Origin of the sequence: Kordia sp. (genome assembly GCF_045105435.1) — a bacterium.
Taxonomy (GTDB): Bacteria; Bacteroidota; Bacteroidia; order Flavobacteriales; family Flavobacteriaceae; genus Kordia.
The window spans coordinates 1-12,067 of sequence record NZ_JBGCDL010000006.1 but is presented as its reverse complement, the minus strand read 5'-3'; the positions used below and the strand labels follow the sequence as shown (position 1 = coordinate 12,067).

Here is a 12,067-nt window from a genome sequence, read left to right as displayed (position 1 = left end):
TGGAAATAAATGGCTTATTTTAATTTCATTGGTCGTAGGACTCTCTTTTGGAGTGCATTTTATGGGATTATTAACCATTCCTGCTATTGGAATGATTTATTTCTTTAAGAATTATAAAGTCGTAACCGTTCAAAATTTTATCATTGCCAATGTCGTTTCTGTTGGAGTGCTATTATTTATCTTTAAATTATTACTACCAAACTCTTTACGTCTGTTTGGATACTTAGAAGTATTTTTTGTAAATACGTTTGGAATGCCTTTCAATTCAGGTTCAATTATAGCTGCATTGCTCATAATTGGCGCTTTTTATTATGGATTAAATTATACTCGAAAGAAAAACTTACCAATCATAAATACTATTATTTTATGTACCGTGTTCATTTTGATTGGATTTTCTACTTGGTTAATGATTCCAATTCGTGCAAACGCAAATACGATTATTAATGAAAATAATCCTTCGGATGCGCGTTCATTATTAGCCTATTATAATTTAGAACAATATCCGGAAACACATTTGTTGTACGGACCAATGTATACTGATTCTTATAGTACACTTGACGCAGAAGAACCGTATGTGGACGACAAACCTAAATACGAACGCGATTATACGTTAGGAAAATACATAATCGTAAACGAATGGAAAGGTGCAAAACAGAATTCCGATAGAAATCACAGAGGTTTTCTCCCACGAATGTGGAGTTCGGAACATGCCGAAAATTACATGAATTTCAGTGGATTACTCGATTTTAAGATAAATCCGAGATATAGCAAAGATCCAATAGCTGTAAAAATGGTGGACACCATTAGAATGGATATAAAAAACAAACAACTTTCAGCAGAGAAATTTATACGCTATATTAAAGGAGATCTTATTATAGTGGAACCACCAACATTTCTTCAAAATGTTGATTATTTAATCAACTATCAAATGGGCTACATGTATTGGCGCTATTTTATGTGGAATTTTGTCGGAAGACAAGACGATATTCAAGGAAAATTAGACAATCATGGAAACTGGTTAAGTGGAATTGATTTTATTGACGAATTGCATTTAGGGAAATCGCAACAAAATCTTCCATCAGAAGTATTAAATAACAAAGCACGAAATACATATTACTTTTTACCGTTGCTTTTTGGAATTTTTGGGTTTGTCTTTTTATTAACCAAAGGGCAAAAACAGTTTTGGATCTTATTTGTATTCTTTATGTTTACAGGATTGGCTTTAAAACTCTACCTAAACGAACGTCCTTATGAACCCAGAGAACGTGATTATGCCTTAGTTGGTTCGTTCTATGTGTTTGCCATTTGGATTGGCTATGGTGTGTATGCACTGTATGATACCGTAAAAGATTACGTTGCCAATAGAACCGCAGTAGCAGCTTCATTTACCGTTATTGCATTGTTGGCAGTTCCTGTATTAATGGCAAGTCAAAACTGGGACGATCACGATCGATCGAATCGCTACACAGCACAATCAACAGCAAAAGCCTATTTGAATTCTATTCATGAAGATATGGGCGCTATGATTTTCACTATTGGTGACAATGATACATTTGCACTTTGGTACGCACAAGATGTAGAAGAATATAGAACAGATGTACGAACTATAAACACGAGTTTATTAGGAACTGATTGGTACATTGATCAAATGAAGCGAAAAGCATATAAGAGTGAAGCTGTTCCATCAGAAATGACGCATGACAAATATAAACATGGAACCCGAAATTTTATGCGCTACGCACCAAATCCTAGATTTGACGAAGAAGCTGTTTGGGAATTAGACCGCTTTATGAGTTGGGTTTTGGATGATGCGAAAGAAACAAAGTATGGCTATTTAGCAGATAATGTGTATGATTTTGAGAGAAAGCTACCAGACAGCCAACGAAGTTCTGTGTATTATCCTGTGTATAAAATACGCATTCCTGTAAATAAGGAAAATGCAAAGAAATATGTAGACCCAAAAGATCATGACAAAATGGTAGATTATATCGACATTGAGTTGCCTAGATCAGCGATTTATAAGAACAACTTAATGATGCTCGATATCTTAAACCAAAACGATTGGGAACGTCCAATTTACTTTACTGGCGGAAGCTATGACGCAGCCGAATATCTTTGGATGAAAGATTATCTTCAGTTAGATGGTTTAGTGTATAAACTCGTTCCTATTAAGACTGAAGCTGCTGGCGGAGTTGATCTTGGACGCGTAAACTCTGAACTGATGTACAAGAATGTGATGAAATGGGATTGGGGTAATTCTGGAAGTGATGCTATTTATCACGATCCGCAAACGCGTCGTCAAAGTTTTTCATACCGATTGAATTTGGCAAAATTAGTAGAACAATTAATTAAAGAAGGCAAAAATGAAAAAGCTGAAACTATAATTGATTTGGTTTTTGAAAAAATGCCAGTGAAATATTTTGATTATTACAGATTGCACGAACCGTTTATTGATGGATATTTTAAAATAGGAAAAGACGAAAAAGCCATTGCGCAATACAATACTATCAAAACAAAATATATTGAATATCTTGAATATTATAAGCAAGTACCAGCCAGTCAACTGATTGTTGATGCAAACGATATTTATGACTATATTGAACTGTATAAAAGCTTAATAGGATTGTTAGAAATCAACAATCAAGAGGAACTTTTAGAGAAAGAAATGAATATCTTCTTTGAATATATTGAAGAATTTAGACCACTTTTTGAAGACTAAGAATAATACTATATTTCTATACTGATGAAGTGGTATACTGCAAAAACTCCCAAACTCGCAACATGGTTATTTCCATCGCTAGTTTGGGAGTTTTCAGTTTCTAAGAAACAACTCTTTCTTACGTTTGATGATGGTCCAATTCCTGAAGTGACACCATGGGTTTTGGAACAACTTGCCTACTACAATGCAAAAGCTACTTTTTTTTGTATTGGCGATAATGTAGAAAAACACCCAGAAATTTTTAAACAACTCGTTAAAGGCAATCATGCGATTGGAAACCATACGCAACAACATGTAAATGGCTGGAAGATTTCTAAAGCAACATATATTACAGATACTATTGCTGCACAAAAAACAATAGCACATACTTTAGCTACTTCTGCGGAAGCGACTTCACTCCTATTTCGTCCGCCATACGGAAAAATTACACCTCAACTTTCTAAAAGAATTCAAAAGTTAGGCTATAAAATTATTATGTGGAATGTGTTGAGTGGCGATTTTGACGAAAGTTTATCACCCGAAAAATGTCTTGCAAATGTAATTGATAATGCAAAAAAAGGAAGTATTATTGTATTTCATGACAGTTTGAAGGCGTATGACAAACTACAATACGCGCTTCCAAAAGTATTGAAGCACTTTCATGAATTAGGTTATACGTTTGAACGAATCCCTTTTTAAACGTGTTCAGAAATTAATCCGATCAATGTATTGGCATCTTGCTCGCCGCTTTGTCTCCACACCATTTCTCCACTTTTGTAGATCATTAGTGTTGGAAGTCCTTTTACGCGCAACGCTTCCGCCAACTCCTTGTTTTTATCCACGTCTATTTTTATAACTTTAGCACTATCGCCAACGGCTGCCGCTACATCACGTAACACAGCATGCATTGCTTTCGATTGCTCGTTCCATTCTGTATAAAAATCTAACAGAATTGGAATGTTTGCACTAATTAATTCACCAAATTTAGACATAAGCGAATGTTTTTATTTTTATTGAATTGCTATATTTTTAACTCAAAAATTAGCAATCTGCTATTACAAATGTACTATTTTCTTGCGATTATGCCACTTTCTCGCGTTTTTTCAACTCTATCACTGTAATTTCTGGCCAAATTCCGACACGTCCTGGAAAGGCTAAAAAGCCAAATCCGCGATTTACATGCAAGTATTTTCCAGCTTCTTCATACAAACCTGCCCAACGTGGATACCTGTATTTTACGGGACTCCACTTAAAGTTTAGAAACGGAATTTCAATTCCGAATTGCATTCCATGTGTATGGCCAGCCAAGGTGAGTTGTATTTTTTTCTCAAAGTTGATAATGTTAGATTCATCAATAATATCAGTAGGACGAATGATGTCTTTTCCGTTTTTATCTTTTGGAAACTGCATTTCCTTATAATCAAAATGTGAAGGATCATGCGAAAGCAAAATATTAAATTCTCCATTTTCCACTTGCTCCGTAGCTTGCTTTAAGCTTCCCTTTTTAGGGAAATGACCCGAAGAACCCCAATTTTCCACACCTAATATGTGTAGTTTTTCACCATTTCGTTCTAAGGTTTTTTTATCGTTCTGCAATAAATTAAAACCGATAGCTTCGTGTACTTTTTCTATTTTTTTATGATTTTCCTGAATTTCTTTTCTGGTTTCGTACGCATAAAAACCATAATCATGATTTCCAAGCACGGAATATTTACCATCTTTTGCTTCTAAGCGTTTAAACGTATCAATCCACGGATACATTTCTTCTGCAACCGCATTTACAATATCGCCCGTAAACAGAATGACATCACTTTTTTGCTTGTTGATTAAATCGACGGCATATTCAATTTTTTCTTTGTTATCAAAACTTCCCGAGTGAATGTCTGAAATTTGCGTGAGTGTGAAGCCATCAAAAGCAGCTGGCAAATCGTCAAAAACCATGGTATGTTTGATCACTCTAAAATCATATCTGCCTTTAAAAATTCCGTATAAAAATCCTGCAAAGGGTATTGCTGCAATTCCGAGTGCCAATTGACTTATAAATTTTCTTCTCCCAGGAATGGCTTCTGCAACAGTTCCGTTTTGTTGAAAATAGGTAAACAATCCTGCGAAAAAGCGAAAGATATCTTCTATAAATAACGTGACAAATATGAATAGTTTTGGTACGGTCATCGTAAGCAATAATGCAATTGCGTAGCCTGTAGAAATGCTGAAACGTCCTCCACGTTGTGCACCTAACAATTGATAGAAAAAGATGCCGTAAACCAATATTGTAAAAACCCAAAACCCGATAAGGATGAATTTATTACTGGTTAATGTTCGAATAGAAAAGAAGGTATATAATTCTAGAATGAAGACTAGAACAATGGGGATTATGAATCGTAGCATTTATTAAATTTTAACAAATTTAATTCTTCTCTGCAAAAATATTTTCGCTTTTAGAGGAACTTTAACATTATGAAGCAATTAACATAAAAAACCTGTAACAAAAAATTATCTTCACTACAGGTTTTGTATTGTTTTATACAAAGCTCCACTTTTTAGTTAATCGAATATGCTTCGGATAAATAGTCTATTTCACATGATGTTATTACACGATTGTAGATTCGTACCTCATCAATTTTTCCGTTGAAACCTTCATGAGAGTTCGGCAATAAATTTCCAATAGTCATATAACCACCATTCCATAATGGCTCCACATCATAATCTGCAGATACTTTTACTAAATCTCCATTTATGTAAATTTTCCAATTCGTTCCATCCCAAGTAGCAACAATATGCGTCCAAGTAGTTAAACTTATGGTATAATCATTAAACCAGGCTCTGTAGTATGTAGTTCCTTCCGCAAAATGAGCATCTATCCCAACATTTGTAAGTTGTAAGTTAAAATCTCTATTTGGAGTTACTTTAGAAATGATGTTATTGTGCACATCTAAGAAATCTGGATGTACCCAAGCAGAAAGTGTAAATTCGCTTAAATCATCAAAAGCCGCTACGTTTTCAATACTTATATAATTGTTATTAGAAAAATGATACGCGCTGTCGTTTGCATTTGCGCCATCTGTAGTTAAAGCAGCTCCATGCACAACTCCGTGGTTATTATTCCCACTTTCATCATTCGCATTTCCTGAAAATGGATAATATCCTAACAAACCGGCTGACAAGTCATTATTAATATCATTGGAAATAGTAACTGTAATTGTATAGGTTTCATTAATGGTACCATCAGAATTTAGCGTTACCACTGTAAGATCGTATATGCCTTCTAAATCAACTATTGTTACATCAAAACTTGTAGCTATGGTAATTTCTCCTGTTACGGGATCAATAGTAAACATGTTACTATCGCCTCCCAATTCTAATGAAAAGGTAATTGGAGTCGTTATGTTTGACGAAATTGTTCCTACATACACTCCAGAAGCCGTTTCATCACAACCTATAACTTCAAAGTCTACTGTAACGTTTATTGCATCTATGTTTTGGTCATCACTTGTACAATTGTAAAGCGTGAAAAGTAATCCTATTACTAATACTCTAAAATATTTCATAGTTCTTTTTTCAGTGAAACGAAAGTAGTCTTCTTACATATAAATTAAAAATATACGTATTGATGGTTCATAAATACACAACAACTATTAATTGATTATCCGACATTTAAACTCAAAATATTGTCAAATCTACAACTATCTAACTCTTACGTTAAACGCACATTAGTTAGTCATTTTTATATGATGAACGCTTGTAAAATCTGTTTTCTGTATATGAATAACTGTAATGCCAATTGTGTTCTCCACCATTACAGATATTTACCCAAGTATTATATTGATAGGTATCATAATCTTCGGAAATTGGTGTGTCAATTTTTAGCTTCTTACTAATTTTCTGTTCTTTTAAAACAAAAATCATACCGCGCTCAAAAAGAAGGAAGCGATCATTTATTTTAACTGGTAAGGAGGAAGTTGCTTCAATAGGCAGCAAAGTTTCGTTTGTGTAATACTGTAAACGATCATTCATATATTTTAGGTATATATCATCTTGATTCCATACAGAAAATGAGTTTTTCGGAAAGGGTATTGAACGCGCATTCGCTTTGTAGAAATCAACTATTTGTTCCGCTACCACATCACTATTTGTATTTGAAGTAACACCTACAATAAAAGGTTGCCAATTTGGCTTTGAAAAATAATCAACAATACTCACTAGTTTTTCAAGTGTTGGAAAACCAGATATACTTACAAAATATCCATTTTTTCCTTGTGTGAGTTCTATGTGTGGATGTGTAAGTACAGCATCATAAATTTGTATCTCAAACTTTTTATATTGCAAAAGTGATTTTTCTATTTGATCTGAAATGTAAGTATTCAAGACCTTTACTCTAGCTTCAAATAATAGTGTTCTTGTTTCATTATAGTTAGAATAATTTTGACATAGATACAAGTTGACATGATTTTCAGTAATGAACCGTTCTGTACATACAGTAGCTTGAGCACTCAAGGAAAAAATCATGAAAATAAAATATACCCAAAAATTTTTCATCCTACTGTGCTGTTTTTAATTTTTAATACTGTTCTAAAATATCAAATCGAGCACGATCGAGATGCAAGTGAAGATGATTGCTTGCTAAATTTCTCGATTGTACTCGATTTGACAATATTGTTGTTACTACTTTTATCCTAAATTTGGGATGTCGTCAGTTGTAAAGTTGTACAAATCTTTCGATTCTTCTTCTTTTAGTTGTTTCACTAAATCGAGCGCATCTGGCACTACATCACTACACAATACAATTAATGCACCTTGTTTGGCATTTTTTACTGCGTGAAGAATCGCTTCTTTTTCAGATGGAATGATCGTTGTTTTCTTGTTTGGATCTTTCATTTTAATACCATCATCTAACATTTTAATCAATTCTTCTTCCGTTTTTCCGCGCAAGCGTTTGTCTTGACGAATGATAACTTCATCGAACATTTCTGCTGCAATTCCGCCCATTTCGTTATTATCTTCCACACGTCTGTCTCCAATTCCTGCGATGATTCCGACTTTTACAGAAGCATTTAAGTTATCTACAAATTGTTTTAAAGCGCGCATTCCTGCTGGATTGTGCGCATAATCAACTAGAATTTGGAAGTTTTTAAACTTGAACAGATTTAAACGTCCTGGCGTTTGCGAAGCTGACGGAATAAATGTTTCTAAGGCTGCACGCATGTCTTCTAAAGTAAATCCTTTTAAGTATGCTGTAATTACCGCTGGCAATACATTTTGAATCATAAAGGTAGCTTTTCCACCAAATGTCAATGGTACATTTACCGCTTTGATAATTCGCATTTTCCATTCACCTCTACAAAGTGTAATGTATCCGTTTTCATAGATTGCGGAAATTCCACCACGTTTTTGCATGGCTTTGATTCGCGGATTGTTTTCATCGAGCGAAAATAATGCCACATTACAATTTACGTTTTTACGCATTGCGTATACCAAATCGTCATCAGCGTTTAAAATGGCTGTTCCGTCTGGCAATACCGTTTCTGGAATGACACCTTTTACCCTTGCTAATTGTTCTACGGTATGAATTCCTTTCAATCCTAAATGATCGGCAGCCACATTGGTTACAATTCCGATATCACAGTTTTTAAATCCTAAACCTGCTCGCAACAATCCGCCACGCGCACATTCTAAAATTGCAAAATTGACTGTTGGATCTTTTAATACAAATTCCGCACTCGCCGGGCCTGTGCAATCACCTGTCATTAACAATCTATTCTGGATGTACACACCATCACTTGTCGTATACCCAACTTTGTATCCTTTCATTTTTGCAATGTGGGCAATTAATCGGGTTGTCGTTGTTTTCCCATTGGTTCCAGTAACTGCGATAATTGGAATACGCGAGGTTGATCCTGGAGGAAATAATTTATCTATTACCGGAGCTGCCACATTTCTTGGCAATCCTTGCGTTGGTGCTAAGTGCATACGAAATCCTGGTCCTGCGTTTACTTCTAAAACTGCGCCACCAGTTTCTGAAAGTGGTTTGCTTATATCAGAAGTCATTACGTCAATTCCGCAAATATCTAAATCGATAATTTTAGAAATACGTTCTGCCATAAATACATTTGCAGGATGTACAATATCAGTTACATCTTCGGCAGTTCCACCTGTACTTAGGTTGGCTGTATCCTTTAAGATCATTACTTCGTCTTTATCCAAGACTGTTTCTAAAGTATATCCTTTGGCAGCAATTAATGTTTTTGTTAGGTTGTTCACTTTGATCATGGTCAACACTTTTTCGTGTCCATAACCTCTACGTTCATCTTTGTTTACCTCATCGATTAACTCTTGAATCGTTGATTTTCCATCACCAACAACATGTGCAGGCGTACGTTTTGCTGCAGCAACTAATGTATTATTGATTACAAGTAAACGATAATCTTCTCCTGTAATAAATTTTTCTACGATGACTGATCGCGATATTTCTTGTGCTTCTTTAAATGCAACTAACGCTTCTTCATACGTATTGATATCAACCGTAATTCCACGTCCGTGATTTCCATTTATTGGCTTTATAACTAACGGATATCCAACATAATCACAAGCACCTTTCAAACCTCTTTCTCTACGAATAATATCTCCACGTGGCACTTCTACTTCGGCATTTTCTAGTAAATACTTTGTATCTTCTTTATCGCAGGCAATTTCGACACCAATATTACTAGTCTCGCTCGTTACCGTTGCCTGAATGCGTTTTTGATTGGCTCCATATCCTAATTGACATAATGAATATTTGTTCAATCGAATCCATGGAATTCCTCTGCTTGCTGCTTCTTCTACAATAGAACCTGTACTTGGCCCTAAGCGTTCTTCTTCACGAATTTCGCGCATTTCTTGAATGTCTTCTGCTAAATCGTATGCTTCTCCAGAAATCAGTGCTTCACAAATACGAACTGCCGATTTTGCTGCAAAACGCCCTACTTTTTCTTCCATATACGAGAACACGACATTGTACACGCCTTCTTCTCCATAACCACGCGTTCTTCCGAACCCAGTGTCCATTCCCGCCAAGGTTTGTATTTCTAAAGCAATATGCTCAATAACGTGTCCCATCCAGGTTCCCTCATCGACACGCATAAAAAAGCCGCCTTCACAACCTTCTGAGCATCGGTGTGAATACATGGAAGGAAACATTGCTTTTAACCGATCTCCAAAACCATCTACTTTGTTGGTTGGGTATTCTTCCATTTCTTGAAGATCTAGTACCATTACGATTAACTTGTGTCTTCTCACGGACCAATAGTTTGGTCCTCGCATTGCATTTATACTTCTTATTTCCATGTGCTGTTTGGTTTGCTTGGTTAGTGTGAACCTTGTTGTCAAAAGTTCAGTTATAAATATAGAAAAATTTCACAGATTTGGAAGTGCTTTTACATATTCTATTGACTTAGCGGAAGATTACGGTAAAAAAAGGGTAACAGATAGAAATTTATTTTACTTTTGCAGTCACAAAAAAATCACAAGAACATGCAGCAGGTTAAAGGAATATTAATTCCCATTGGTGGAAATGAAGATAAAGGAGTTGAGGAAGATGAAATGTATACACTCGATTTTATTGACGATGGAATTTTGTTTCATGTAGTAGAAGAAGCTGGTGGTGTAGATGCAAAGATTGTTGTAATTCCTACGGCTTCTAGTATTCCTGTAGAAGTTGGAGAGAATTATTTGGACGCTTTTCTTAAGTTAGGCTGTACAAATGTGACGGTTTTAGATATTAGAAGCAAAGAAGATTCGGAAAAAATAACTGCTATTGAATTGATTAAAACTGCGAATTGTATTATGTTTTCTGGCGGAGATCAATCTAAAGTTGCTGATAAAATTGGCGGAACTACGATTCATACCATTTTGGCAGATCGATACCGAAATGAGGAAGGCTTTGTAATTGCAGGAACGAGCGCTGGCGCCATGGCAATGGCAAACGAAATGATTGCTGGCGGAAGCGCTTCGGAATCGTTTATTAAAGGTGCAGTTCGCATGTACAAAGGATTGAACTTGATTCCAGAATTGATTATTGACACACATTTTATTCGTAGAGGACGTTTTGGTCGTCAGTCGGAAGCTGTGGCTAAATTTCCTAATTTGATCGGAATTGGACTGGCAGAAGATACCGGAATGATTATTAAGAACGGAAACGATTGTACGGTAATTGGTTCGGGAATGGTAATTGTTTTTGACGGATCAACCTTAACACATAATAACGAAAAGGTGTTGAAAGAAGGTACGCCAATGACTATGGCAAATATGACGATCCATGTATTGTCTAATGGAGATCGATTTGACGTAAAACAACGTACAGTGTCTGTATTGCCTATTGAGGCGCCTTTTATTTAAGACTCGTTCCCGTGAAAACGGGAATCTCTCAGACCGCTTTGCTATTAGATGTTAGATCGCTGCGCTTTTAGACTTTTCTTACGGTTGCTTTTTTGTCTGTATAAACCTTACAAACTGTCATTCCTGCGGAGGCAGGAATCCATTATTATTGTATGCACTAAATGTTTCACGTATATAGCCGTCATGCTGAACTTGATTCAGTATCTCACAAATAGCTTTTTTTTGAAGAAATGTTTAAATCGCTTCATTTGAACTTCACTCAATGTGAACGCTTTTGGAGTTTTCACTCTTTCTTGAATTATTTTATTTGTTCTTTTTTCGCTTCCGCAGAATTGTCTCAGATATAATACATCATGTTGAACTTGATTCAGCATCGCACAAGTAGCTTTTTTATGCGAAACGGAATCAAGTTCCGTTTGACCAAATTTATTCTTGAAAAATCTCTTAATTCACAAAGCACAGAATGCTGAGCGAAGTCGAAACACTACTTATAAATAGAAACCTCTTCTGTTCCATTTGAAGATTTACAAGCTCTGTACATTCCTTCAGTATTGAAAGGCATGGCAATGTTTCCTTTTGCATCCACTGCGATGAGTCCGCCATCGCCACCAAGTTTTAAGATGCGTTCGTTAATAACTATAGCTGCTGCTTTTTCTAATGGATATTCTTTAAATTCCATCAAACTAGATACATCATACGCTACAACGCCACGAATAAAATATTCGCCACTTCCCGTACAAGAAACTGCACAGGTTTCGTTGTTTGCATAATTTCCTGCGCCAATCATTGGAGAATCGCCCACACGACCAAAACGCTTGTTTGTCATTCCGCCTGTAGAAGTTGCTGCGGCAATATTTCCATCTATATCACAAGCAACTGCGCCCACAGTTCCAAATTTTGAATCTTTTTTAAGTGAGTGATCTAACTGAAAAGTATCAGTACCTTTAATTTCTTGCCATTGATTATATCGTAATTCATCGTAAAAATACGATGGAT

At 35.6% G+C, this 12,067-nt stretch carries 9 protein-coding genes; 3 read left to right on the top strand and 6 right to left on the bottom strand.

Translation table 11 applies throughout. The annotated features are described in order from the left end of the window. On the top strand, nucleotides 1-2,719 hold a 2,719-nt coding region (locus AB8B65_RS00235; protein WP_405298776.1), incomplete at its 5' end, for a protein O-mannosyl-transferase family. 24 nt (nucleotides 2,720-2,743) lie between these two features. Continuing rightward, nucleotides 2,744-3,397, top strand: a complete 654-nt coding sequence (locus AB8B65_RS00230) for a polysaccharide deacetylase family protein (protein WP_405298775.1) — start codon at nucleotides 2,744-2,746, stop codon at nucleotides 3,395-3,397. Here AB8B65_RS00230 and AB8B65_RS00225 read toward each other — a convergent pair. The 5 genes from AB8B65_RS00225 to cphA all read right to left on the bottom strand — a co-directional run bounded on the left by AB8B65_RS00225 (nucleotide 3,394) and on the right by cphA (nucleotide 10,021). Next, complete coding sequence (locus AB8B65_RS00225) at nucleotides 3,394-3,690, bottom strand: thioredoxin family protein (protein ID WP_405298774.1); 297 nt, start codon at nucleotides 3,688-3,690, stop codon at nucleotides 3,394-3,396. The two genes, AB8B65_RS00230 and AB8B65_RS00225, sit on opposite strands and share 4 nt — an antisense overlap. 88 nt (nucleotides 3,691-3,778) lie before the next feature. Continuing rightward, nucleotides 3,779-5,086, bottom strand: a complete 1,308-nt coding sequence (locus AB8B65_RS00220; protein ID WP_405298773.1) for a metallophosphoesterase — start codon at nucleotides 5,084-5,086, stop codon at nucleotides 3,779-3,781. A 152-nt stretch (nucleotides 5,087-5,238) separates the two neighbouring features. Next, nucleotides 5,239-6,246, bottom strand: coding sequence for a LamG-like jellyroll fold domain-containing protein (locus AB8B65_RS00215; protein WP_405298772.1), 1,008 nt, complete (start codon nucleotides 6,244-6,246; stop codon nucleotides 5,239-5,241). 166 nt (nucleotides 6,247-6,412) lie between these two features. Beyond that, nucleotides 6,413-7,063, bottom strand: coding sequence for a hypothetical protein (locus tag AB8B65_RS00210; RefSeq protein WP_405298771.1), 651 nt, complete (start codon nucleotides 7,061-7,063; stop codon nucleotides 6,413-6,415). A gap of 303 nt (nucleotides 7,064-7,366) precedes the next feature. After that, nucleotides 7,367-10,021, bottom strand: coding sequence for a cyanophycin synthetase (cphA, locus tag AB8B65_RS00205; protein ID WP_405298770.1), 2,655 nt, complete (start codon nucleotides 10,019-10,021; stop codon nucleotides 7,367-7,369). Nucleotides 10,022-10,207: 186 nt separating this feature from the next. Here cphA and AB8B65_RS00200 point away from each other — a divergent pair, with 186 nt between their 5' ends. Beyond that, nucleotides 10,208-11,071 carry a cyanophycinase gene (locus tag AB8B65_RS00200; RefSeq protein WP_405298769.1) on the top strand — a complete coding sequence of 288 codons (864 nt, stop codon included), beginning with the start codon at nucleotides 10,208-10,210 and terminating at the stop codon, nucleotides 11,069-11,071. Between the two features lie 484 nt (nucleotides 11,072-11,555). On the opposite strand, the gene AB8B65_RS00195 is transcribed toward AB8B65_RS00200, so the two are convergent. After that, nucleotides 11,556-12,067, bottom strand: a 512-nt coding sequence (locus tag AB8B65_RS00195) for an isoaspartyl peptidase/L-asparaginase family protein (RefSeq protein WP_405298767.1), incomplete at its 5' end; no start/stop codon positions are given.

Coding starts and splice junctions, on each gene's coding strand:
- AB8B65_RS00215 (WP_405298772.1), bottom strand. CDS start 6,246: ATGAAATATTTTAGAGTATTAGTAATAGGATTACTTTTCACGCTTTAC.
- AB8B65_RS00220 (WP_405298773.1), bottom strand. CDS start 5,086: ATGCTACGATTCATAATCCCCATTGTTCTAGTCTTCATTCTAGAATTA.
- cphA (WP_405298770.1), bottom strand. CDS start 10,021: ATGGAAATAAGAAGTATAAATGCAATGCGAGGACCAAACTATTGGTCC.
- AB8B65_RS00230 (WP_405298775.1), top strand. CDS start 2,744: ATGAAGTGGTATACTGCAAAAACTCCCAAACTCGCAACATGGTTATTT.
- AB8B65_RS00225 (WP_405298774.1), bottom strand. CDS start 3,690: ATGTCTAAATTTGGTGAATTAATTAGTGCAAACATTCCAATTCTGTTA.
- AB8B65_RS00200 (WP_405298769.1), top strand. CDS start 10,208: ATGCAGCAGGTTAAAGGAATATTAATTCCCATTGGTGGAAATGAAGAT.